20 protein-coding genes are annotated in these 22,231 nt (G+C 67.6%); 6 read left to right on the top strand and 14 right to left on the bottom strand.

Annotated features, from left to right (window positions below):
- Positions 1–10: 10 nt before the first annotated feature.
- Genes BM345_RS02805 through BM345_RS02780 form a run of 6 tightly spaced genes read right to left on the bottom strand, consistent with a single transcriptional unit; the run spans position 11 to position 6,868 of the window.
- A complete protein-coding gene (locus BM345_RS02805) occupies positions 11–784 on the bottom strand; it encodes an SDR family NAD(P)-dependent oxidoreductase (RefSeq protein WP_093375357.1) in 774 nt (257 codons plus the stop codon).
- Positions 777–1,706 (bottom strand): branched-chain amino acid ABC transporter permease, encoded by a 930-nt coding sequence (locus BM345_RS02800; protein WP_175544885.1) that lies wholly within the window; start codon positions 1,704–1,706, stop codon positions 777–779. The genes BM345_RS02805 and BM345_RS02800 overlap by 8 nt, the downstream gene beginning before the upstream one ends.
- Before the next feature lie 18 nt (positions 1,707–1,724).
- A complete protein-coding gene (locus tag BM345_RS02795; protein WP_093375355.1) occupies positions 1,725–3,053 on the bottom strand; it encodes an ABC transporter substrate-binding protein in 1,329 nt (442 codons plus the stop codon).
- A gap of 51 nt (positions 3,054–3,104) precedes the next feature.
- Positions 3,105–4,016: an NAD(P)-dependent oxidoreductase gene (locus BM345_RS02790; protein WP_093375353.1), complete on the bottom strand. Its 912-nt coding sequence runs from the start codon at positions 4,014–4,016 to the stop codon at positions 3,105–3,107.
- 24 nt (positions 4,017–4,040) lie between these two features.
- Positions 4,041–5,984 (bottom strand): bifunctional 5-dehydro-2-deoxygluconokinase/5-dehydro-2-deoxyphosphogluconate aldolase, encoded by a 1,944-nt coding sequence (iolC, locus tag BM345_RS02785; protein WP_093375351.1) that lies wholly within the window; start codon positions 5,982–5,984, stop codon positions 4,041–4,043.
- Entirely contained in the window at positions 5,981–6,868 is an 888-nt protein-coding gene (locus BM345_RS02780) for a MurR/RpiR family transcriptional regulator (protein WP_093375349.1), read from the bottom strand. Before BM345_RS02780 ends, iolC begins: the two co-directional genes overlap by 4 nt.
- Before the next feature lie 86 nt (positions 6,869–6,954).
- Here BM345_RS02780 and BM345_RS02775 point away from each other — a divergent pair, with 86 nt between their 5' ends.
- From BM345_RS02775 to BM345_RS02760, 4 genes are read left to right on the top strand one after another with little or no spacing between them, the layout of a single operon-like run.
- On the top strand, positions 6,955–8,004 hold the full coding sequence (locus tag BM345_RS02775) for a branched-chain amino acid ABC transporter permease (RefSeq protein WP_093375347.1): 1,050 nt from the start codon (positions 6,955–6,957) through the stop codon (positions 8,002–8,004).
- A complete protein-coding gene (locus tag BM345_RS02770; RefSeq protein ID WP_093375345.1) occupies positions 7,991–8,734 on the top strand; it encodes an ABC transporter ATP-binding protein in 744 nt (247 codons plus the stop codon). The genes BM345_RS02775 and BM345_RS02770 overlap by 14 nt, the downstream gene beginning before the upstream one ends.
- Before the next feature lie 58 nt (positions 8,735–8,792).
- Positions 8,793–9,524, top strand: a complete 732-nt coding sequence (locus BM345_RS02765; RefSeq protein WP_093375343.1) for an ABC transporter ATP-binding protein — start codon at positions 8,793–8,795, stop codon at positions 9,522–9,524.
- Between the two features lie 5 nt (positions 9,525–9,529).
- Entirely contained in the window at positions 9,530–10,177 is a 648-nt protein-coding gene (locus tag BM345_RS02760) for an ATP-binding cassette domain-containing protein (protein WP_093375341.1), read from the top strand.
- A gap of 37 nt (positions 10,178–10,214) precedes the next feature.
- On the opposite strand, the gene BM345_RS02755 is transcribed toward BM345_RS02760, so the two are convergent.
- The 4 genes from BM345_RS02755 to gcl form a co-directional block, all read right to left on the bottom strand.
- Complete coding sequence (locus tag BM345_RS02755; protein WP_093375339.1) at positions 10,215–12,515, bottom strand: NADP-dependent malic enzyme; 2,301 nt, start codon at positions 12,513–12,515, stop codon at positions 10,215–10,217.
- Positions 12,516–12,622: 107 nt separating this feature from the next.
- Positions 12,623–13,537 (bottom strand): 2-hydroxy-3-oxopropionate reductase, encoded by a 915-nt coding sequence (locus tag BM345_RS02750; protein WP_093375336.1) that lies wholly within the window; start codon positions 13,535–13,537, stop codon positions 12,623–12,625.
- 45 nt (positions 13,538–13,582) lie between these two features.
- Positions 13,583–14,368, bottom strand: a complete 786-nt coding sequence (gene hyi, locus BM345_RS02745) for a hydroxypyruvate isomerase (protein ID WP_093375334.1) — start codon at positions 14,366–14,368, stop codon at positions 13,583–13,585.
- 39 nt (positions 14,369–14,407) lie between these two features.
- The gene (gene gcl, locus BM345_RS02740; protein ID WP_093375332.1) at positions 14,408–16,201 is read right to left on the bottom strand and encodes a glyoxylate carboligase; all 1,794 of its coding nucleotides are present in this window, start codon (positions 16,199–16,201) and stop codon (positions 14,408–14,410) included.
- Positions 16,202–16,329: 128 nt separating this feature from the next.
- Here gcl and BM345_RS02735 point away from each other — a divergent pair, with 128 nt between their 5' ends.
- Positions 16,330–17,232, top strand: coding sequence for a LysR family transcriptional regulator (locus BM345_RS02735; RefSeq protein WP_093375330.1), 903 nt, complete (start codon positions 16,330–16,332; stop codon positions 17,230–17,232).
- A gap of 7 nt (positions 17,233–17,239) precedes the next feature.
- Here BM345_RS02735 and BM345_RS29600 read toward each other — a convergent pair whose 3' ends face one another.
- The 4 genes from BM345_RS29600 to BM345_RS02715 all read right to left on the bottom strand — a co-directional run bounded on the left by BM345_RS29600 (position 17,240) and on the right by BM345_RS02715 (position 21,387).
- Complete coding sequence (locus BM345_RS29600) at positions 17,240–17,518, bottom strand: hypothetical protein (RefSeq protein ID WP_139237453.1); 279 nt, start codon at positions 17,516–17,518, stop codon at positions 17,240–17,242.
- A gap of 609 nt (positions 17,519–18,127) precedes the next feature.
- Positions 18,128–19,195 (bottom strand): AI-2E family transporter, encoded by a 1,068-nt coding sequence (locus BM345_RS02725; protein WP_093375326.1) that lies wholly within the window; start codon positions 19,193–19,195, stop codon positions 18,128–18,130.
- 78 nt (positions 19,196–19,273) lie between these two features.
- A complete protein-coding gene (locus BM345_RS02720; protein WP_093375324.1) occupies positions 19,274–20,017 on the bottom strand; it encodes a GntR family transcriptional regulator in 744 nt (247 codons plus the stop codon).
- Positions 20,018–20,031: 14 nt separating this feature from the next.
- Positions 20,032–21,387 (bottom strand): C4-dicarboxylate transporter DctA, encoded by a 1,356-nt coding sequence (locus BM345_RS02715; protein WP_093375322.1) that lies wholly within the window; start codon positions 21,385–21,387, stop codon positions 20,032–20,034.
- Between the two features lie 551 nt (positions 21,388–21,938).
- Here BM345_RS02715 and BM345_RS30720 point away from each other — a divergent pair.
- Positions 21,939–22,067 (top strand): hypothetical protein, encoded by a 129-nt coding sequence (locus BM345_RS30720; protein ID WP_302847476.1) that lies wholly within the window; start codon positions 21,939–21,941, stop codon positions 22,065–22,067.
- Positions 22,068–22,231: the final 164 nt, after the last annotated feature.

Here is a 22,231-nt window from a genome sequence, read left to right as displayed (position 1 = left end):
TTCGATCCATTCAATCCATCAGCAGGCCGCCGTTGAGGTCGATGATCTCGCCGGTGATGAAGCCGGCCAGCGGCGAGGCCAGGAAGCGCACCACGTGGGCGAACTCCTCCGGCTCGCAGAAGCGTCCGACCGGAATGTCCTTCAGCAGGGCCTGGCGCTGCGCCTCGCTCAGCTGCTCGGTGATCATGGGCGTCTTCACGTAGGCCGGCGAGATGCCGTTGGCCGTGACGCCGAAGGGTGCCAGCTCGCGCGCCAGGGAGAAGGTCAGCGAGGTGAGCGCGCCCTTGGACACCGAGTAGGCCGTGCCGGCCGTCAGCCCGCCGGTCTTGGCCGCCAGCGAGCAGGTGTTGATGATCCGCCCGGCGCGCCTCGCCTTCATGCCGGGCAGCACCTGCTGCGCCAGGTGGAAGGCGCCGTCCAAGTTGACCGACAGCACGCGACGCCACTCCGCCGCGTCGGTGGCCTCGCACTTGTTGTTGGACAGGATGCCGGCGTTGTTGACCAGGATGTCGATCGGCCCGAACGCCCGCACGACCTGCGCGTGGCCTTCCCGCACCGCCTGCGGATCGGCGATGTCGAAGGTGAAGGCGGCGGCATGCTCGCCCAGCGAATCCGCCAGGGCCGCGAGGCGATCGCGCTGCACGTCCACCAGCGCGACCCGGCAGCCGTCTTCCAGCAGCGCGCGGGTCGCGGCCAGGCCCATGGTGCCGGCGGCGCCGGTGACCAGGGCGACGCGGCCGGCCAGCGGTGCGTTCGGATTTCGGGAAGCAGAAGTCTCAGACATCCAGCACGCTTTTCTTTCCGAACAGTCCGCGCGAGCGGAAGGTGACGACCGCGATGAACAGCAGGTACATGGACATCAGCGACCACTGCGAAGCATAGGCCCCGGTCAGGCCCACGGCCATGCCCACCATCAGGCCGGCCAGCACCGCGCCCCAGAGCGAGCCCACGCCCCCCAGCACGATGATGAGGAAGGCCGGAACGACCGCGTCGACGCCCACGTGCGGCCGCACGCCCCAGATGGGCGCCATCACCACGCCGGCGATGGCGGCCAGTGCCACGCCCAGTGCGAACACGAAGAGGCGCAGCCGCTTGAGGTTGATGCCCAGGGCCCGCACCATCTCGCTGTCGTGGGCGCCGGCCTTGATGATGGCGCCGTAGGGCGTCTTCTGCAGGAACAGCCACAGCAGCACGATCATCAGCACCGCGAAGGCGCTGGCGAAGAAGCGGTAGCGCGAATAGAGCAGGTCGCCCAGCATCAGCGCGCCCGAGATCGCCTCGGGCAGCGGCAACTGCTTCTCCGACGAGCCCCACGCCAGCCGGATGCCTTCCTCGATGACCAGCGCCGCGCCAAAGGTGAGCAGCAGGCCGTACAACGGATCGCGCCCGTAGGTGCGCCGCATGCACAGCTCCAGCAGCATGCCGAAGAGCCCCACGAACACCGGCGCGAGCACCAGCGCGAACAGGTAGCGCAGCGACAGCGGCAGCGCCATGTAGGCCGCCTGCAGCGTCGGGAACAGCCCCAGCTGCGGCGTCACGATGAACAGGGCCACGTACATGCCCAGCGCGAAGAGCGAGCCGTGCGCCAGGTTGATGGTCTCCATCACCCCGACGATCAGCATGAAGCCCAGCGCGATGAGGGCGAACAGCAGCCCCAGCGAGATGCCGTTGACCAGGTGCGGCAGCAGCTGGGAGATGAAGTCCATGTGCGCGGCCTTCCGGGTTCAGACGTCGTAGCTGGGCGTGGACTCGTAGCTTTCCAGCTTGCAGGCGGCGGCCGCGTCCTTGTCCACCACGTCCTTCGGGTCGGCCTGCGTCAGGATCTTGAAGATGTCGTCCTTCTCGGCCGGCGCATCGTTGTAGCGTGCCATGTAGATGGTCTGCTGGCACTGGTGGGTGGCCGGGTCCATCCAGGCGTCGAAGTGCTGCAGGCGGTCGGCCGCCGTCATGCGCCGGCCTTCCAGCTTCTTGATGACTGCGATGTTCTGCGCCGTGCCCGCTTCTTCCACGCAGCGCAGCAGCTCGCGCGTGGCCATGTAGCTGTTGTGGAAGACGTTGCCCGGCACGCGGATCGCCATGCCCGGGAACTGCTTCTGGTAGCTGGCGACGAACTCCTTCACGCCCGGCAGGTCGAGGCGGTAGTACCAGGTGGTGCCGAACACGCCGAAGATCGCCTCCGGGCCCAGGCCGTACACGTCGGGCCAGTCCTGCTGGTTGTTGATCCAGGCCATGCTCTGGTTGAGCTTGAGCTGCACCACCTGCTGGCGCAGCGCCTTGATGTCGTCGCCGCCCACCGCGGTGGCCACCACCTCGGGCTTGATCTGCTGGAGCTTGAGCAGGTAGGAGGAGAAGTCGCGCGTGTTCTGCGGCACCAGCAGCTCGTCGATGATCTTGCCGCCGTTGGCCTCGACGGCCGCGCGGGTCGCCTTGGAGGTGGTGTGGCCCCACACGTAGTCGTTGGTCAGCAGCACCCAGTTGCGCCCGCTTGCCGTGATCGCGTTCTTCACGATGGCGTTGGAGAAGTTGGTGCCGTTGCCGTCCCACACGAACTTCACGCGGTGGCAGTCCTTGCCGGCCTCGGTGGGCGAGCTGGAGTTGGTGTTGAGGAACACCGTGCCGTACTTCTGCGCCACCTGCGAGATGGCATTGGCCACGCCCGAATGCACGGCGCCGATCAGGAAGGCGGCCTCGTTGCGGGTGATCATGCGTTCGGCCACCCGCGAGCCGGTGGCCGGCGTGGTCTCGGTGTCGATGTGGATGGCCTCGATCTGCCGGCCCAGCACGCCGCCCTTGGCGTTGAATTCGCGGATCGCCATCATCGCGCCCAGCCGTTCCTCGCCGCCCGAGGCGGCGTACTGGCCCGAGGCGTCCATGGTCAGGCCGATCACCAGCGGCTTCTTCTGGGCCGCCTGGGCCCACACGCGGTTGTGCTTCCACGGCCCCATGAAGGGGGCCACGCCGTACAGGCCGGCGCCGGCCAGGGCCAGGCCGGTGCCCTTGAGCAGGGCGCGGCGCGAGGAAGGGGCGGATGCGTTGCTGTCATCGTCTTTCATGGCTTTGTCTCCTGCTCTGGTTGTTGCTTTGCTCGGGGTCGGGATGCCGGGTCAGCGCGGAACGATCTTCACGTCGTTGATCTTTTCCTGCGCCTCGAAAAGGGAGGCGATCAGCTTGTCGCCATAGCCCAGGTTGGCCGCCTGCACCAGCGACTGGTGCGTGGCCTCGCCCAGGAAGCTAGCCACCGGCAGCGACTCGGCCAAGTGGGTGTAGTAGCGCAGGTCCTTGCGGGCGTTGCCGATGCCGAACTTGAAGCCGTCCAGCGCGCCCTCGCTCAGGGTCTTGGCGGTCATCATCTGGAAGATGCCGCAGTTGACCCCGCCCACCGACACCACGTCGTACAAGCGCTTGAGGTCCAGCCCCGACTTGGCGCCGACCGCGAAGGCCTCGGCGATGCAGGCGGCGAAGCTCATCGCCATCATGTTGTTCACCAGCTTGAGCACGTGGCCGTGCCCGGGTGGGCCGACGTGGAAGATGTTCTCGCAGAAGGCCTTGAGCACCGGCTCGATGGCGGCGAAGTCCTCGGGGTCCGCGCCCACCATGGTGTTGAGCCGGCCTTCCTCGGCTTCCTTGGGCGTGCGGGCCAGCGGCGCGTCGATGAACTTCACGCCGCGGGCGGCGAAGTCGGCGCGGATGCGCGCGCTGGACGAAGGCTCGGCGGTGGAACAGTCCACCACCCGCAGGCCCGGCCGCGCGGCCGCCAGCAGGCCGCCTTCGCCGTAGACCACCTGTTCCACTTCTGGCGAGCCGGTCACGCAGATGAAGACGATGTCGGCGCCTTCGGCCGCGTCGCCGTTGCTGCCGGCCTCGGTGGCGCCGGCCGCCAGCAGGTCGTCCAGGTTGGCCCGGTTGCGGTTGGCCTTGAAGCGCAGTGCGTGGCCCTTGGCCAGCAGGTTCTTCGAGATGCCGTGGCCCATCATGCCGATGCCGATGAAGCCGATGCGGGGGAGGGTGTTGCTCATGGTGTTTCCTTGCGGTTGATTCGGTCAGGCGAGGGCGGCGGCGGACGCGCCGATGCGGGCGTCGCGCCAGATGTCGATGAGACGTTCGTAGCGCTGCGCCACCTGCGCCAGCACCTGGGCATCGCTCATGCGGCCGGCGAACCAGGCAGCGGCCGCGTCGCCGAAGATGGAGCGGCCCACCGCGAAGCCGCGGCACACGGCATGCGGTGCCGCCGCGCGGAAGCCGCGCTCCAGCACGTCCTCGCCGGCGTCCAAGCCCAGCAGCAGAACCCCACGGCAAAGCGGATCGTGGCGGGCGATGACGGCGGCGACCTGGCCCCAGGAGGCACCGGAATCGGCGGGCGGCAGCTTCCACCAGTCGGGCCGCACGCCGCCCTGGTAGATCTGCATTAAGGCGCGCCCCAGGGTCGCGTCGTCGGCCGGCATTTCGCGCGGCGGAATCACCTCGACCAGGAACTCGTGGCCGGTGGCGACGGAGGCGGCCTGCAGCTCCTGCAGGCGCGCCAGCTGCTCGGCACGCAGCGCGGGCGGATCGTCCGGATGCCAGGCCACCAGGCACTTGGCCACATGCTCGGCCGGCCAGCTGCGCATTTCCAGCATCAGCGCCTGCTCGGGCTCGAAGGCGAGGGGACGCGAGCCGGGCAGTTCCACCGGCCGCGCGATCCACCAGCCCTGGCCGGTGAGCTGCGGCAGGATGCGCTCGCCGAAGCGGCCGTCCAGGATCATGCCGGCCTGCAGCCCTTGGGCACTGCCGGTGCGTTGCCGGGCCACGTTGCGGGCGGCCTCGGCCACCAGGCGCTTGAAGGCCTCGATGCGTTCGGTGTTGCCGCCGTGGCGCGCGGCCAGTTCGTCGAACTGCACGCGGTGGTCGAAGGCCAGGATGCCCAGCGTGTCCCAGCGCCGGGTGCGGGTGCTGCTGCGGTGCAGGTGCTCCAGCAACTCGTCATCGCGCAGCCGCTCGGTGGGCGAGCCGTGGGCCAGGAAGTGCTGCAGTTCTCCCCAGCTGGCCATGGCCGGCGCGCAGCCGTGCCGCGACACCACCAGGGCGCCACAGGCATTGGCCCAGGTGCAGCAGGTCTGCAGCGGCTCGTCCTTCAGCCAGCCGCGCAGGAAGCCGGCCATGAAGGCGTCGCCCGCGCCCAGCACGTTGAACACCTCGACCGGAAAGCCCGGCCCGCGCAGCCCGTCTTCCAGCGAATCGGGAATGGCGCCGGGGAACACCACGCAGCCCATGGGCCCGCGCTTGAGCACCAGCGTGGCGTCGGTCAGCTCGCGCAGGCGGCGCAGTGCCGCCAGCGTATGGTCGCTGCCGCCGGCGATGTGGATCTCTTCCTGCGTGCCCACCACCAGGTCGCACTCGGGCAGCACCGTCTGCAGGTGCGCGCTCACCTGGTCCGAAGGCACGAAGCGCTGCTCGCCCAGGCCCGGGCTGGTCAGGCCCCACAGCACCGGCCGGTAGTCGATGTCCAGCACCACGCGCGTGCCGGCCTCGCGGGCCATGCGCATCGCGGCGCGGCAGGCGCGGTAGGGTTGCGGCTGCGACAGGTGCGTGCCCGACACCAGCAGGGCGGTGGCGGAGGCCAGGTGCTCTGCCTGGATGTCAGCCTCGTCGATCGCCATGTCGGCGCAGTTCTCGCGGTAGAACACCAGCGGGAAGGTGTCGGCGTCCTGGATGCCCAGGAAGACGAGGGCGGTGAGGCGCTTGGGGTCGGTGGCCACCAGGCCCACGTCCACGCCTTCGGCGGCCAGCGTTTCGCGCACGAAGCGGCCGTTGTGCTCGTCGCCGACCCGGCTGAACATGGCGGGCTTCAGGCCCAGGCGTGCCACGCCCACGGCGGTGTTGGCCGGCGATCCGCCCAGGTACTTGCGAAAGCTCTGCATGTCCTCCAGGCGGCCGCCGATCTGCTCGCCGTAGAGGTCGACTGCGGCGCGGCCCATGCAGATGACATCGAAGGGGCGGTGGTTCATGCGCGTCCTTTTCGTGGTGCGGAGGCAGGGCGCTTGCGGGCCCGGGGTGCAGCGGTGCCGGCCTGCTCGGCCAGCAGGTGGCCGGTGCTCACCACCAGGGCCTGGGCCAGGCACAGCGGCGCCACCAGCGAGCGGAAGGGCTTGGACGAGTCATCGGCCAGCTCGAAGCACACACGAGAGGCGGCCTTGAGCGGCGACAGCGGCCCGTCGGTGATGGCGACCACGGCGATGCCCGCGGCATGCGCCTGCTGCGCGGCGGCCAGCACCTCGGGCGAGTAGTTGCGAAAGCTGGCGACGATCAGCACGTCGCCCGGCGCCATGGCCTGCAGGCCCTCGCGCAGCATGCCGCCGGCACCGTCGAGCAGGTGGGTGCGCAGCTCCAGCTGCGAGAGCGCGTAGGCCAGGTAGCCGGCGACGGGAAAGGCACGCTTCTGCGCCAGCACATGGCAGCGCGGCGCGCCGGCGATCAGGGCAACCGCAGACTGCAGGTCGGCCTCGTGCACGCTGTCGTCGAGCTGGCCCAGCTCGGCCATCGACTCGGCCGCCAGCTGGTGCAGCACGCCGCCGGGCGCGCGGGCACCGTTGCCCTGCTGCTTGCGCATGGCGGCGATGCGGTCGCGGTAGCTGGCGCTGCGCTCCACCAGGTGGCCCCGGAAGACCTGCTGCATCTCGGAAAAGCCGCCATAGCCGACCGCGTTGGCGAAGCGGATCATGGCGGAGGGCTGCACTTCGTTGGCCTCGGCGACGGCGGCCACCGTGCCCAGCGCAAGCTCTTCCGGCCGCTCCAGCACGTAGCGGGCGATGCGCTGCAGCTGCTTGGACATGCCGGGGTAGGCCTGCGTGATGCGCTGCTTGAGCTCTTCGTAACTCGCGATCGGATCCATCGGATGAAAATAGAATGAATGTTCTTGAATGTTTAAATATTAGAACGTACATTCTGTTTTGTCCAACACCTTTTTGAACAACGCCCATGCAACTCGCCGCCGGCCGCGCTCCCTGGTTCCCGCTGCCCATGGTCATCGTCCTGGTGCTGCTGCTGTCCACGCCACTGTGGGTGGCGCGCGTGGGGCTCTACCAGTACCTGGCGCTGGAAATCATGATCTGGATGATGTTCGCCCTGGGCTTCAACCTGCTGCTGGGCTTCACCGGGTTGCCGTCCTTCGGGCACGGCGCCTACTTCGGCGTCGGCGCCTATGCCTTCGGGCTGCTGCAGCTCAAGCTGTGGCCCAACCTGTGGTTCGACCTGCTGGGCGCGGTGCTGGTGACGGCGGTGCTGGCCGGCCTGGTGGGCCTGTTCATCTCGCACCGGCGCGGCATCTACTACGCGCTGCTGACCATCGCCTTCGGCCAGGTGTTCTGGTTCGTGGCCAACAAGTGGCACACGGTCACGGGCGGCGAGGACGGGCTGCTGAACATCCAGCGCCTGCCGGCCGACTTCGGCTTCATCGCCTTTCCGCTGCAGACGAACGGCGCGCTCTTCTACTTCTGCCTGGCGGTGTTCGCCCTGGTGCTGGTGGGCCTATGGCGGCTGGTGCATTCGCCGCTGGGGCGCATCCTGAGCGCGATCAAGCAGAACGAGACCCGCGCCGCCTTCGTGGGCTACAACATCTGGCTCTACAAGTGGCTGGCCTTCACCTTGTCCGCATCGGTGGCGGGGCTGGCCGGTGCGCTCTTCGCCATGGCGCAGCAGTCGGCCTACCCCAATGTCATGAGCCTGCACAACTCCGGCTTCGTGGTGATGATGGTGCTGGTGGGCGGCGGCATGGTGAGCTTCTGGGGGCCGGTGATCGGCGCCACCTTCTTCATCCTGGCGCGCGACCTGCTGGGCGTGTACACCGAGGCGTGGCTGCTCTGGTATGGGCTCGTGTTCATGGCCATGGTGCTGTTCAAGCCCGAGGGCATTGCGGGCATCTGGCAGGAGTGGCGAGGGCGGCTGGCGCGGCGGTCCGCTGTCGGTGCAGGCGCATCCGGCGCGGCGGCGCTGGCCCTGATCCAGCGAGGCGCAGATGAAGCTGTTTGAAGCCACCGGACTGTCCAAGCGCTTCGGCGAGCAGGTCGTGCTCGAGGACATCACGCTGTCGTGCGACGAAGGGGAACTGGTGGGCATCATGGGTCCCAACGGCGCCGGCAAGACCACCTGCTTCAACGTGCTCACGGGCCGCTTCAAGCCGGACCGCGGCACGGTGCGCTTCGCCGGGCAGGACATCACCGGCCTGGCGCCGCGCGAGGTCGCCCGGCGCGGCATCTCGCGCTCCTTCCAGATCATGAATCTCTTCGACGATTACACGGCGCTGGACAACGTGCTGGTGGCCACGCCGCGGGTGCGCGCCCAAGGCTTCAACCCCTGGCGCGACCTGGGCGCGGACCGCGGCGCGCAGGAAGAGGCGGCGCAGGTGCTGGCGCAGGTGGGCCTGGCCGGCAAGGAGCGGGTGCAGGCGCGCAGCCTCTCCTATGGCGAGCGGCGTGCGCTGGAGATCGGCGTCGCCCTGGCGGCGCGGCCGCGCATGCTCTTCCTGGACGAACCCACCGCAGGCCTGGGCGCCGAGGGCACCGCGCGGCTGGCCGAACTGGTGGCCGGCCTGCGGCGGCACCTGACCATCATGATCATCGAGCACGACATGAAATTCCTGTTCTCACTGGCCGATCGCATCTCCGTCATCCACTGGGGGCAGGTCATCGCGCAAGGCACGCCTGATGAGCTGCGGCGCAACGAGTGGGTGGCGCGCTCGAACCTGGGGGCGCTGGCATGAGCCGCGCCCGGCCGCCCGAAGCGGCGCGCTGTGCAGAGCGCAGCACGGAGGTGTCCGAATGAGCGCGGTCTTGTCGCCGCAGACGGCGCAGACGCTGCTGAGCGTGGAAGACATCCGCACCTTCTACGGCGAGACGCAGGTGCTCTTCGACGTGTCCCTGCAAGTGGCGGCCGGCGAGGTGGTGGCGCTGCTGGGCCCCAACGGCGCGGGCAAGACCAGCACCCTGCGCTCCATCCTGGGCCTGACGCCGGCGCGAAGCGGCAGCATCCGCTTCGACTGCCGTGACGTCACGCAGGCCGCCACGCACGAGATCGCCCGCGCCGGCATCGGCTGGGTGCCGGACGACCGGCGCATCTTTCCCACCCTCACGGTGGCGCGAAACCTCGCCATCGCACGCAAGAAGACGCGCTTTCGCGCCTGGCGGGAGAAGGAGTGCTTCGAGATCTTCAGCGCGCTGGAATACCTGATGCACCGCGAGTGCGAGAACCTGTCGGGCGGCGAGATGCAGATGGTGGCCATTTCTCGCGCGCTGCTGGGCTCGCCGGGCCTGGTGCTCTTCGACGAGCCCAGCCAGGGCCTGGCGCCCAAGGTGGTGCAGGACGTGATGAAGACCATCACCCGCCTGGCCGCCGAGGGCGTGGCGGTGCTGGTGGTCGAGCAGAACGTGCAGAGCGCGTTGGCCGTGGCCGACCGGGTCTACGTGATGAACCTGGGCCGCATCGTGCACGAGGGCCCTGCGCAGCGGTTGCGCAGCGATGCCGCGCTGCGTATGCGCCTGCTGGGAGTCTGATCCGGATGAACACCACGACCACCAACCACCACGCGGCGCTTCTTCGCGTCGAAGGCATCGGCAAGCACTACAGCCGCGGCCTGCCGTGGCGGCGCCAGCGCACCTTTTCACTCGCAGCCGACTTCGAGGTGGCACGCCCGGCGGTGGTCGGCGTGCTGGGCCCCAACGGGTCGGGCAAGACCACGCTCTTCGAGCTGATGACCGGCAGCAACCGGCCCGACAGCGGCCGCGTGCGCGTGGCCGGCCAGGACATCCACCAGGTGCGCACGCACGAGCGCGACCGGCTGGCGATCCACTACCACCAGTCCTACCAGGTGCGGGCCTTCCAGCGGCACCGGCCCAACTTCATGCTGGAGCATGCGCGCAGCGATTCGCCGCTGGTGCACCTGTTCGACGAGCCGCAGTTCAACACGCAGGACGGCTACATCGGCTTCATGCTGGACTTCTTCGCGCGGCTGAAGGAGTCGGGGCGGCTGGTCTTCTTGTGCGTGCATCCGAACGAGCCCTTCCACCTGGACATCCTGCGCCAGAGCTGCGAGCGCTTCCTCTTCGTGCACAAGGGCGAGGTGACGCAGCACGCCGGCTTCGACGAGCTGGTGGCGCAGCCGCGCGTGCGCGACTACCTGGGCGCGCTGGCGCGGCCGGGGGCCTAGCCGTTGCAAAGGCGGCCGCCGGCCGCCTCTTCGTGCGCTACTTCTCGATGGCCGCGTTGGCCACTGCCAGCGCCGTCATGTTGATCACCCGGCGCACCGTGGCCGAGGGCGTCAGCACGTGCGCCGAGCTGGCTGCCCCCAGCAGGATCGGGCCCACCGTCACGCCGTGGCTGCCAGTGATCTTCAGCACGTTGTAGAGGATGTGGGCCGCGTCCAGGTTGGGGCACATCAGCAGGTTGGCGTCGCCGCTGAGCGAGGTCTCGGGCAAGGCGGTGCGGCGGATCTCGGCCGAGAGCGCGGCGTCGCCGTGCATCTCGCCGTCGCACTCCACGTCGGGCGCCATCTTCGCGAACAGGTCGCGCGCCAGGCGCATCTTCCTGGCCGAGCCGCGGCTGGAGGTGCCGAAGTTCGAGTGCGACAGGAAGGCCACCTTGGGCGGCAGGCCGAAGCGCTTGATCTCGTCGGCCGCCATCACGGCGATGCTGGCCAGCATCTCGGCGCTGGGGTCCTCGTGCACATTGGTGTCGGCGACGAACAGCGTGTGCTTGTCGAGCGTCAATGCATTGAGCGTGGCGAAGCCCGGCGCGCCGCGCTTGAGGCCGATGATGTTGCGGATGTGGTCCAGGTGCGCGTCGAAGCGGCCGACCAGGCCGCACAGCATGGCGTCGGCATCGCCCAGGTGCACCATCAGCGCGGCGATGGTGGTGTTGGAGCGGCGCACCATGGTCTTGGCGGCCTCGGGCGTCACGCCCTGGCGCGCCATCAGCTTGTGGAAGGCCTCCCAGTAGATGCGGAAGCGCGGATCGTCCTCGGGATTCACGTTCTCGACGTCGATGCCCAGCTTGATGTGCAGCCCGGCCTTCTTGATTCGCGTCTCGATGACGGCGGGGCGGCCCACCAGGATCGGCCTGGCCATGCCTTCGTCCACCGCCCACTGCGCGGCGCGCAGCACGCGCTCGTCCTCGCCGTCGGCATAGGCAAGGCGCTTGGTGGTGGCGGCCTTCGCCGCGCTGAACACCGGGCGCATGAACATGCCGGTGTGATAGACGAAGCGGGACAGGTGCTGGCGGTAGGCGTCCATGTCCTCGATCGGACGCGTCGCGACGCCCGACGCCTTCGCCGCCCTGGCCACGGCCGGCGCGATGCGCAGGATCAGCCGCGAGTCGAAGGGCTTGGGGATCAGGTAGTCGGCGCCGAAGGCCAATTCCTGCCCGGCATAGGCGGTGGCCACTTCCTCGCTGATGTCGGCCTTGGTGAGGTCGGCGATCTCGCGCACGCAGGCCAGCTTCATCTCTTCCGTGATCTTGGTGGCGCCGCAATCGAGGGCGCCGCGGAAGATGTAGGGGAAGCACAGCACGTTGTTGACCTGGTTCGGATAGTCCGAGCGGCCGGTGGCGATGATGCAGTCGGGCCGCGCGGCCTTGGCGACCTCGGGGCGGATCTCCGGTTCGGGGTTGGCCAGCGCCAGGATGATGGGCTGGCTGCCCATGGTCTTGACCATGTCGCCCGTCATCACGCCGGCCGCCGAGCAGCCCAGGAACACGTCGGCACCCTTGACCACGTCGGCCAGGGTGCGCGCATCGGTGCTCTTTTGCGCGTAGCGGGCCTTGGATTCGTCGAAACCGCCGGCGCGGCCTTCGTAGATCAGGCCCTTGGAGTCGACCGCGAAGATGTTGGCCGGCTTGGCGCCCAGGCCCACCATCACGTCCAGGCAGGCGATGGCGGCGGCGCCCGCGCCCGAGACGGCGATCTTCACGTCCTCGATCTTCTTGCCCACCAGTTCCAGGCCGTTGAGCAGCGCGGCGGCCGAGATGATGGCGGTGCCGTGCTGGTCGTCATGAAACACCGGGATGTTCATGCGCTCGCGCAGCTTCTTCTCGATGTAGAAGCACTCGGGCGCCTTGATGTCCTCCAGGTTGACGCCGCCCAGCGTGGGCTCCAGCGCCGCGATGATGTCGACCAGCTTGTCGGGGTCGCGCTCGGCCAGCTCGATGTCGAACACGTCGATGCCGGCGAACTTCTTGAACAGGCAACCCTTGCCTTCCATGACCGGCTTGGCGGCCAGCGGGCCGATGTCGCCCAGGCCCAGCACCGCGGTGCCGTTGGTGACCACGCCCACCAGGTTGCCGCGCGCGGTGTACTCGAAGGCGGTGGCCGGGTCGGCCTCGATGTCCAGGCAGGGATAGGCCACGCCGGGCGAGTAGGCCAGCGACAGGTCGCGCTGGTTCAGCAGGGGTTTGGTGGGGGTGATGGAGATCTTGCCCTTGGTGGGCAAGCGGTGGTATTCGCGCGCCGCGTCGCGCAGGGCTTCTTCGGCGGGTGACAGGGTGTTCGACATGACAGCTCTCTCCTTCGTTGTTGTCGTGATGGGGAACGCGAAAAAGCGAAAAGAGAGGCTACCGCAAGCGGTGCCTCTCTTTGCAGGTGGGGTTGACGCAGGTTGAATCAGGATGCGTCTGGCGCCACCGGATGCTGGGCCAAGGCCTCCAGTGCGCGCACCAGCGCACTGTGGTCTTCCTGGCCGTAGCCCAATGCCGCGCAGGCGTTCATCAGCTGCGCCGCGCTGGCCGTCTGCGGCAGTGCAACACCCAGGGAGCGCGCGCCCGAAAGCGCCAGGTTCAGGTCCTTCTGGTGCAGCGAGATGCGGAAGCCGGGCGCGAAGGTGCGCTTGATCATGCGCTCGCCATGCACTTCCAGGATGCGGCTGGAGGCGAAGCCGCCCATCAGCGCCTGGCGTACCTTGGCGGGGTCTGCGCCGGCCTTGCTGGCGAAGACCAGGGCCTCGGCCACGGCGGCGATGTTCAGCGCCACGATGATCTGGTTGGCCACCTTGGTGGTCTGGCCGTCGCCGTTGCCGCCCACCAGGGTGATGTTCTTGCCCATCTTCTCCAGCAAGGGGCGCACGCGGCCGAAGTCGCCCTCGTCGCCGCCGCACATGATGGTCAGGCTGGCCGCCTTGGCGCCCACCTCGCCCCCGGAAACCGGCGCGTCGATGTAGCCCGCGCCCAGCGCCAGGATCTTCCTGGCGAATTCCTTGGTGGCGATCGGGTCGATGGAGCTCATATCCACCACGATCTTGCCCTTGGCGCCGGAAGCCAGGCCCGCGGCCACGCCGTTCTCGGAGAACAGCACCTTCTCCACGTCGGGCGTGTCGGGCACCATGATGAAGATGATCTCGGCCTGCTTCGCGACATCGGCTGCGCTGGGGCACACCATGGCCTGCGTGCCGAAGGGATCGGGCACCGGGCCATGCGTGTTCACGAACAGCTGGTGGCCGGCGGCCAGCAGGTGGTTGGCCATGGGGGCGCCCATGATGCCCAGGCCGATGAAGCCGATCTTGCGGGAGGTGTTCTCGCTCATGTCTTGGTCTTTCCTTCTCTTGCGTTGTCTTGATTCAGGGATGGATCAACGTGCCGCGAGCTGTTCGCGCCAGCCCAGGCCTTCGGCGGTGGTGGCGCCGCGCGGCTTGTACTCGCAGCCGATCCAGCCGGTGTAGCCGGCCGCGTCGATGTGCTTGAAGAGCCAGGCGTAGTTGATCTCGCCGGTGCCCGGCTCGCCGCGGCCCGGGTTGTCGGCCAGCTGGATGTGGCCGATGCGCGCCAGGTTCTTGGTGATGGTGCTGGCCAGCTCGCCTTCCATGCGCTGCGCGTGGTAGATGTCGTATTGCACGAACAGGTTGCCCGAATCCACCTCGTCCAGGATCTTCAGCGCCTGCTCGGTGCGGGTGAGGAAGAAGCCGGGAATGTCGAAGGTGTTGATCGGCTCGATCAAGAGGCGGATGTTCGCGCCGCGCAGCTGCTCGGCCGCAAAGCGCAGGTTGGCCACCGCCGTCTCGTGCGCCTGCTGCGTGCTCACGCCGGCCGGCACCTTGCCCAGCAGGCAGTTGACTTGCGGGCAGCCCAGCGTGCCGGCGTAGTCGATGGCGCGCGCCACGCCTTCGCGGAATTCGCTCACGCGGTCCGGATGGCAGCCGATGCCGCGCTCGCCGGCGTCCCAATCGCCGGCGGGCAGGTTGTGCAGCACCTGCTTCAGGTTGTTGGCCTTCAGCGCCGCGGCCAGCTCGGCCTTGGGGAAAGGGTAGGGGAAGAGGTACTCCACCGCCTCGAAGCCCGCCTTGGCGGCGGCCTCGAAGCGCTGCATGAAGGGCAGCTCGGTGAAGAGCATGGTGAGGTTGGCAGCGAACTTGGGCATGCGTCGTTCCTTCTTTTCTGAATCGATTTCGGTGAAGCTTCAGTCCAGCAGCGCGGCAGCCACGGCAGTGGGTGCGTCGCCGATGTCCTTGGCCAGTTCCTCGAACTCGGTGATGTTGTCGATCTCGGTGCCCATGGCGATGTTGGTCACGCGCTCCAGCATCACCTCGATGACCACCGGCACGCCGAACTCGGCCATGAGCTTCTCGGCCTGCTGGATGGCGGGCGTCATCTCTTCCTGCCGGGTCACGCGGATGCCCTTGCAGCCCAGGCCCTCGACCACCTTCATGTGGTCCACGCCGTAGCCGGCTTCCACGCCGGCGTCGGGGCCGGCGTTGACGTTCTCGAAGCCCAGCTGCACGCAGTAGTCCATCTCGAAGCCGCGCTGCGACTGGCGGATCAGGCCCAGGTAGCTGTTGTTCACCACGATGTGGATGTAGGGCAGCTTGAACTGCGCGCCCACGGCCAGTTCCTCGATCATGAACTGGAAGTCGTAGTCGCCCGAGAGCGCGACGATCTTGCGCGAGGGGTCGGCGGCGCGCACGCCCAGGGCGGCGGGAATGGTCCAGCCCAGCGGGCCGGCCTGGCCGCAGTTGATCCAGTGGCGCGGGTTGTACACGTGCAGGAACTGCGCGGCGGCGATCTGCGAGAGGCCGATGGTGCTGACATAGCAGGTGTCGCGCTCGAAGTTGCGGTTCATGCACTGGTAGACCCGCTGCGGCTTCATCGGCACGTCTTCGAAGTTGGTCTTGCGCAGCATGGTCTTTTTGCGCTCCAGGCACTCGCCCGCCCAGGTCTTGCGGTCGGGCAGGCCGCCCTTGGCCTTCATCTCCTCGGCCACTTCGACGAAGAGTTCCAGCGCGGCCTTGGCGTCGGAGACGATGCCGAAGTCGGGCGTGAACACGCGGCCGATCTGCGTGGGCTCGATGTCCACGTGCACGAATTTGCGGCCCTTGGTGTAGACGTCGACCGAGCCGGTGTGGCGGTTGGCCCAGCGGTTGCCGATGCCCAGCACGAAGTCGCTGGCGAGCATCGTCGCGTTGCCGTAGCGGTGGCTCGTCTGCAGGCCGCACATGCCGGCCATCAGCGGATGGTCGTCGGGCAGCACGCCCCAGCCCATCAGCGTGGGGATCACCGGCACGCCGGTGGCTTCGGCAAAGCGAACCAGCAGGTCGGAGGCGTCGGCGTTGATGATGCCGCCGCCGGCCACGATCAGCGGGCGCTCGGCCTCGTTGAGCATGCCGATCGCCTTCTCGATCTGCGCGCGGGTGGCGGCCGGCTTGTAGACGGGCAGGGGCTCGTAGGTGTCGATGTCGAACTCGATCTGCGCCATCTGCACGTCGAAGGGCAGGTCGATGAGCACCGGGCCCGGGCGAGCCGAGCGCATCAGGTGGAAGGCCTGCTGGAACACCTGCGGCACCTGGCCGGGCTCGCGCACGGTGACGCTCCACTTGGTGACGGGCTTGGAGATGGACTCGATGTCCACCGCCTGGAAGTCTTCCTTGTACAGGCGCGCACGCGGCGCCTGGCCGGTGATGCACAGGATCGGGATCGAATCCGCCCAGGCCGAGTACAGGCCGGTGATCATGTCCGTGCCCGCCGGCCCGGAGGTGCCGATGCACACGCCGATGTTGCCGGCCTTGGCCCGGGTGTAGCCCTCGGCCATGTGCGAGGCGCCTTCCACGTGGCGCGCCAGGATGTGGCCGATGCTGGCCTGCTTGCGCAGCGCCGAGTACAGCGGGTTGATGGCTGCGCCGGGCACGCCGAATGCCTGCGTCACGCCTTCCTTCTCCATCACCAGAACTGCGGCCTGGGCCGCGCTCATCTTTGCCATTTTTTAGTCTCCTTGGGTGCCTGTAGGTCTGAGGCTTTGGACTTTAGGCAGCGGCGCCTGTTGGCAGAAGACGGCAGGGCGCCATAAAACCTATTCCAAATCGGAATGAATGCCTCTAGCATCGGGGCATGGATCGACTCCTGGCCATGGAAATGTTCGTGCGCGTGGTGGAAACCGGCAGCTTCTCGAAGGCCGCCCGAGAGTTCAACACCACCCAGCCCACGGTGACCAAGCAGGTCGCCGCCACCGAGACGCGGCTGAAGGCGCGTCTGCTCAACCGCAACACGCGCGGCGTCAGCCTGACCGAGGTGGGCGCGCTGTACTACGAGAAGTGCAAGGGCATCGTGCGCGACGCTCAGGACGCCGACAGCATCGTGCGCCTGCAGCAGACGCAGGCCCAGGGGCTGCTGCGCATCGGCACCTCGGTGGCCTTCGGCCGCCGGGTCGTGGTTCCGGCGGCGCTGGAATACATGGCCCGGCATCCGCAGGTGCAGGTGGACCTGAGCTTCGAGGACCGCTACGTCGACCTGGTGGCGCAGGGCATCGACGTGGCGGTGCGCATGGGCAAGCTGGCCGATTCCTCGCTGGGTGCGCGCTTCCTGGGCATGAACCCCTGGGTGATGGCGGCGGCGCCGTCCTATCTGAAGGAGCGCGGCACGCCCAAGAGGGCGCAGGACCTGAGCGCGCACGTGGCGCTCATCTACAGCAGCGTGGTGGGCGACGACGTGTGGCAGATGCACACGCCCCGGGGCGAGGCGGTGACGGTGCCGGTGACCGGGCGGATGCGCTCCAACAATTTGTCCGCGGTGCTGGCGGCCACGCGCGAGGCGCTGGGCATCGCCTTGATGCCGCGCTATGTGGCGGAAGAATCGATCAAGGCAGGCAAGCTGGTGGAGGTGCTGGCCGACCACCGGCTGGCCGAGCAGGAGATCCATGCCGTGTTCCCGTCGCCCAAGCTGGTTCCAGGCAAGGTGTCAAGCTTTGTGGCTTTCCTGCAAGGGCGGTTCGACGGACCGTGGTGGGCGCGTTAGTCTTCCTTCATTCAAGAAGGAAATCCATGCGCTGCTGCCACCGACCTGCTTTCGCTGCTGTTTTTTCATTGGCGTTGCTGCTGTCTGCCTGCGTGTCGCCCGACGCGCCCAGGCCGCTGGGCCCCGATGTTCCGCCCCCGCCGCAGTTCGCCGAGCTGGTCCACAGGTGCACGGCCAACGATTCGCGCTTCGCGCTGGGACAGAAGGTGACGCCGGAGGTGCTGGAGGAGGCACGCAATCGCACGGGGGCGCGGTCGGCTGTGACGGTGAAATCCGGTGCGGCCATGCCTGCGCCCGCGGATCCTTTGCGGCTCATCCTTGAAGTGGATGGGGAGGGGAAGATGGTGGGGGCGCGTTGCAGTTGATCTCCTTGTCTCGTTCGTTTGTTCGTTTGTTCGTTTGTTCGTGGCGGGTCAAAGGCCTGTGTGCCGCTGTGTGCGCAGCATGCGACTCGGGCGGCCGGCGCTTCGCGCCGGCTCCCCTGCGCCGCTCGCGAGACCGGCCCGCGGCGGAACTCGCGACTCCGTCGCTCAGACACCCGCCGCAAGTCAGATGTTGAAGTTCTTGTGTGTCCTTCGGCACACAAGAACGGGCCGGCCTCGCTGCGCTGCTCGGCGCCCGAGACGCATGCTGCGCACACAGCGGCACACAGGCCTTAGACCTGGACACGGCGGTGGTGATCCAACCGTTGTGCACCACGGATCGTGCCGACAAACCCCGTTGGGTCGTTCGGCCGTTTTTGAAATCGTCACACCGCCTGCCGCGCCCCGTGCGCCCCGACCCGCTGCACCGCTGAACCTTCTAATCGTTGGACCGAAGAACCGAAGAACCGAAGAACCGAAGAACCGAAGAACCGATGAACTGCTGAACTCCTGAACCAGCGAACGAAGCGACTTCAAGCAGCCGGCTCGTCCGGATCCTGATCCGCAGTCGCAAACACGTGCCACGCCGCCATGAACATCGCCGCGATCACCGGCCCGATCACGAAGCCGTTGATGCCGAACAGCGCCAGGCCCCCCACCGTCGACATCAGCACGATGTAGTCGGGCATCTGCGTGTCCTTGCCCACCAGCAAGGGGCGCAGCACGTTGTCGACCAGCCCGATGACGAACACGCCGATCAGCGTCAGCGTCACGCCTTGCCAGGTGCTGCCCGTGGCGATGAAATAGACCGCCACCGGACCCCAGATGAGCGCCGCGCCCACTGCCGGCAGCAGCGACAGTATCGTCATCACCACGCCCCACAGCAGCGCGCCCTGCACGTCCAGCGCCCAGAACGTCAGGCCGCCGATCAGGCCCTGAACCACCGCCACCACGATGTTGCCCTTGACCGTCGCGCGGATCACCGTCGTGAACTTGTTCAACAGGAAATTGGTGTGCGGCTTGGCCAGCGGCAGGGCGTTGCGGATCGTGCCCGACAGCTGCCCGCCGTCGCGCAGCAAGAAGAAGAGCATGTAGAGCATCAGCGCGAAGCTCACCAGAAACTCGAAGGTGTTCTGGCCGATGGCCAGCGCGCGGGTCGCGATCTGCTGGCTGGCGGCCGAGGCACCCTGCGCGATCTTGGCCAGCATCGCTTCGATGTCGCCCAGGCCCACGCGGTTGAGCAGGTCCATCGCCCAGCGCGGTATCGCGTTGAGCATCTGTTGCAGGTAGCGCGTGAAGCTCACGTCGCCCGAGCGCATGCGCTGCGAGATGTTGGTCGCCTCGCCGACCAGTGACATCGAGATGGCGATGAGCGGAAGGATCACGATCACCAGCGCCATCGCCAGCGTGATCAGGGCCGCCAGGTTGTGCCGGCCATTGAACCGGCGCACCATGCGCCGGTAGATCGGGGTGAACAGGATGGCCAGTGCGACGCTCCACATGACCGCACCGACGAAGGGCAGAAGCACCCAGCAGAAAGCCACGGTGACCGCGGCCAGCAGCAGCAGGAAGGCGCCGCGCTCGAGTTGGGATGTACGCATAAGTGGGCCGAATGTAGCCGAGCCGGGCGCTGGCGTCGCGTCAGCGGACAGCCCGCGTTCGCCGGCGCAAAAAAAAGCTCAGCGCTCGGCCTGGCGCGAGGGCAGTGCGATGGGCGCAAGCGTGGCGCGCAGGCGCTCGTCGTTGCCGGGCCGCTCGGGCACTTCCACTTCCAGCGCCTGCTCCACGTTGCCGATGTGCGCCAGCATCAGCTCGCGCGCTTTCTTCGTGTCGCCCGCCTCGAGCGCGGCCACGATGGCCGCATGCTCCGCGCAGGACACGCTGGCCTCGTGCGTGGATTGATACAGCGTGGCGGCCAGGGTGGTGCGGGCCGTCAGGTCGCGCAGCACGTCCACCAGCAGGCGATGGCCCATCTGGTCGGCCAGGCAGACATGGAAGTCGGCCAGCAGGAAGGCACGGGTGGCGGCGTCGGCGCCGGCAATGGCGCGCTTCTCGTCGGCGATGTGCTCGCGCAGCTTGCGGATCACCTTCGACAGCGGCCGGCCGGCTTCGGCCAGGATGCCGGCCTCCACGATGCGGCGGGCCGAGAAGGCATCGCGCGCTTCATCTACCGAAGGCTCCACCACGAACCAGCCGCGGCGCGACTGCACCGCCACGAATCCGCGGGCCTGCAACTGCATCAGCGCCTCGCGCACCATGGTGCGGCTCACGCCGAAGTTCTCGGCCAGCTGCTGTTCGCCCAGCCGCTCGCCGGGCGCGAGCTTCTGGGCGAGGATGGCCTCGACCACGCGCTCGGCGATGGTGGTCGGGCTGACGGCCTCCGAGGAAGAAGACGACGGCGAAGGAGAAGAACTGGCGGCCATGGCGCGAGCGTATCTCAGCGCACTGCGTGGGCGGTGGCGGCCGCGACCGCGGCGGCATGCACCACGCCGACGGCGGAATCGGGCTCGGCCAGGTCGGCGTCCTCCGGCGAGTGGGTGCCGTTGAGCACGGCATGGGCGCGGACCCTGTCGATGTCGCCTTCCCAGGCGGCGATGGCCACGGTGGCGACGCAGTTGCCGATCAGGTTGCCCAGCGCGCGGGCGATGCCCATGAACCAGTCCACCGACAGCACCAGCACCAGGCCGATGGCCGGAATGGCCGGAATCGCATGCAGCGTCGCCGCCAGCACCACGATGGCCGAGCCCGGCACGCCGTGTGCGCCCTTGGAGGTGACCAGCGAGATCGCCAGGATGGCCAGCAGGTCGCCCATGCCGATGGGCGTGTTGGTGGCCTGGGCGATGAACACAGCGGCCAGCGTGATGTAGATGGAGAAGGCGTCCAGGTTGAAGGAGTAGCCGGTGGGAATGACCAGGCCCACGGTCGAGTCGCGGATGCCCATGAAGCGCAGCTTGGCCATGATCTGCGGCAGCACGCTGTCGGACGAGGTGGTGGCGAACACGATGGCCAGTTCCTCGCGCAGGTAGCGCAGCAGCTTGAAGAGGCTGAAGCCCGACACGCGCATCACCAGACCCAGTACCACCACCACGAAAACGAACACCGAGGCGTAGAACAGCACCACCAGCATGCCCAGCTGCTTGAGCGAGCCGATGCCGTACTTGCCCACGGTGAAGGCGATGGCGCCCAGAACGCCCAGCGGCGCCAGCTTGATGATGATGCCCATGATCTTGAACAGCACCAGCGAGAGCGCGTCCACCACGAGCGCCACCGGGCGGCCCTTGTCGCCCAGCAGGGCGAGGGCGCAGCCGAAGAGCACCGCGAACAGCAGCACCTGCAGCACGTCGCCGGTGGCGAAGGCGTTCACCACCGTGGTGGGGATGAGCTTCATCAGGAATTCGACCGTGCCGCCGCTGGTGAGCTTGTCGGCGTTGGACGTGTAGGCGCTCATGGCCGATGCGTCGAGCAGGCTCGGGTCCACGTTCATGCCCACGCCGGGCTTGAACACGAAGGCAGCCAGCAGGCCCAGGGAGAGGGCGACGGTGGTGAGCACCTCGAAATAGATCAAGGCCTTCACGCCCACCCGGCCCACGCGCCGCAGGTCCCCCGCGCCGGCGATGCCATGCACCACCACGCAGAACACCAGCACCGGGATGATCATCTTGATGAGCTTGATGAAGCCATCGCCCAGCGGCTTGAGCTTGACCGCCAGGTCGGGCATGAGCAGGCCGGCCAGCACGCCCAGCGCGAGCGCGATGACGACCTGTCCGAAGAGGGATTTGGCAAAGCGGAACATGAGTTGTCTCCCGGGTTTGGGTTGCATGCAAGTTGTCCATTTGCTTGCGTACAAGCAATGTAGGCAAGACTGCGGGAATTGCTGTGCGGGTTATCCCGAGGCGAGGTAACAAGACGCTTTGACTGTTCTGAGCTAACAAATTCGTAGACAACTCATTAAGTTCGTAGACAGGCTTTATCCGGGCAACCGGTTGGCGGGGGAATGGATTGCCGCGTTTTCCGGCTGATTGAACCGGACGAGGCTTGAGAGGTTGTGTCTGCAGTTCGCTCGCAGTAGCGGCAAATGTTTCTTCCAACTGCCGGGCTCGGTGACGACTGAGAGCTTGTTTCCAGTGCCGCGGCCGGTCCCTGCAGATGCGGCGGTAGGTGGCTATGGGACCCTGCATCAGGCCTGCGTGTGTTCGCCCCCTGGGCTACCATGCGGCATGAGCCACCTGCGCCGCATCAGCGTCTTCGTCGAAGAACCCGAGCCCGGGCGCTTCCACTGGATCCTGCACGAGTCCACTGAAGACGCAACCGTTTGGACTGAGGTACAGGCCAGCCAGGAGTCCTATGACCTGTGGCATCGATGCCTTCGATGCGGGCGTCGTCGCGCTCATGAAACAGGTGGATGATGAGCGCATCGGTCCGCGCGCGCCGGGCGAGGACGAAGATGCAGCGCCCGTCGGGCCATCATCATGAGGCTTGTCTGGGGCGTGTTTTCGTATCGAACTGATGTCGACGGCAGCGGGGTCCAGCAAAGGCTAGGACTGTTGATTTCCATCTAGAAGTGACCCACTAACCCCGGCGATTTCCATCTAAATCTGACCCACGTAAGAACCCTAACCTGCTGCTTTTAGTGGCAG

Origin of the sequence: Variovorax sp. OV329 (genome assembly GCF_900114785.1) — a bacterium.
GTDB lineage: Bacteria > Pseudomonadota > Gammaproteobacteria > Burkholderiales > Burkholderiaceae_C > Variovorax.
Note: the sequence above shows the minus strand (reverse complement) of the source record. Positions and strands in the feature narration are given on the sequence as shown.

Bases quoted from the DNA above. Each gene is read 5' to 3' on its own strand.
- BM345_RS02805 (WP_093375357.1), bottom strand. From the start codon at position 784: ATGTCTGAGACTTCTGCTTCCCGAAATCCGAACGCACCGCTGGCCGGC.
- BM345_RS02800 (WP_175544885.1), bottom strand. From the start codon at position 1,706: ATGGACTTCATCTCCCAGCTGCTGCCGCACCTGGTCAACGGCATCTCG.
- BM345_RS02795 (WP_093375355.1), bottom strand. From the start codon at position 3,053: ATGAAAGACGATGACAGCAACGCATCCGCCCCTTCCTCGCGCCGCGCC.
- BM345_RS02790 (WP_093375353.1), bottom strand. From the start codon at position 4,016: ATGAGCAACACCCTCCCCCGCATCGGCTTCATCGGCATCGGCATGATG.
- iolC (WP_093375351.1), bottom strand. From the start codon at position 5,984: ATGAACCACCGCCCCTTCGATGTCATCTGCATGGGCCGCGCCGCAGTC.
- BM345_RS02780 (WP_093375349.1), bottom strand. From the start codon at position 6,868: ATGGATCCGATCGCGAGTTACGAAGAGCTCAAGCAGCGCATCACGCAG.
- BM345_RS02775 (WP_093375347.1), top strand. From the start codon at position 6,955: ATGCAACTCGCCGCCGGCCGCGCTCCCTGGTTCCCGCTGCCCATGGTC.
- BM345_RS02770 (WP_093375345.1), top strand. From the start codon at position 7,991: ATGAAGCTGTTTGAAGCCACCGGACTGTCCAAGCGCTTCGGCGAGCAG.
- BM345_RS02765 (WP_093375343.1), top strand. From the start codon at position 8,793: ATGAGCGCGGTCTTGTCGCCGCAGACGGCGCAGACGCTGCTGAGCGTG.
- BM345_RS02760 (WP_093375341.1), top strand. From the start codon at position 9,530: ATGAACACCACGACCACCAACCACCACGCGGCGCTTCTTCGCGTCGAA.
- BM345_RS02755 (WP_093375339.1), bottom strand. From the start codon at position 12,515: ATGTCGAACACCCTGTCACCCGCCGAAGAAGCCCTGCGCGACGCGGCG.
- BM345_RS02750 (WP_093375336.1), bottom strand. From the start codon at position 13,537: ATGAGCGAGAACACCTCCCGCAAGATCGGCTTCATCGGCCTGGGCATC.
- hyi (WP_093375334.1), bottom strand. From the start codon at position 14,368: ATGCCCAAGTTCGCTGCCAACCTCACCATGCTCTTCACCGAGCTGCCC.
- gcl (WP_093375332.1), bottom strand. From the start codon at position 16,201: ATGGCAAAGATGAGCGCGGCCCAGGCCGCAGTTCTGGTGATGGAGAAG.
- BM345_RS02735 (WP_093375330.1), top strand. From the start codon at position 16,330: ATGGATCGACTCCTGGCCATGGAAATGTTCGTGCGCGTGGTGGAAACC.
- BM345_RS29600 (WP_139237453.1), bottom strand. From the start codon at position 17,518: ATGGCCGCACCGGATTTCACCGTCACAGCCGACCGCGCCCCCGTGCGA.
- BM345_RS02725 (WP_093375326.1), bottom strand. From the start codon at position 19,195: ATGCGTACATCCCAACTCGAGCGCGGCGCCTTCCTGCTGCTGCTGGCC.
- BM345_RS02720 (WP_093375324.1), bottom strand. From the start codon at position 20,017: ATGGCCGCCAGTTCTTCTCCTTCGCCGTCGTCTTCTTCCTCGGAGGCC.
- BM345_RS02715 (WP_093375322.1), bottom strand. From the start codon at position 21,387: ATGTTCCGCTTTGCCAAATCCCTCTTCGGACAGGTCGTCATCGCGCTC.
- BM345_RS30720 (WP_302847476.1), top strand. From the start codon at position 21,939: ATGACCTGTGGCATCGATGCCTTCGATGCGGGCGTCGTCGCGCTCATG.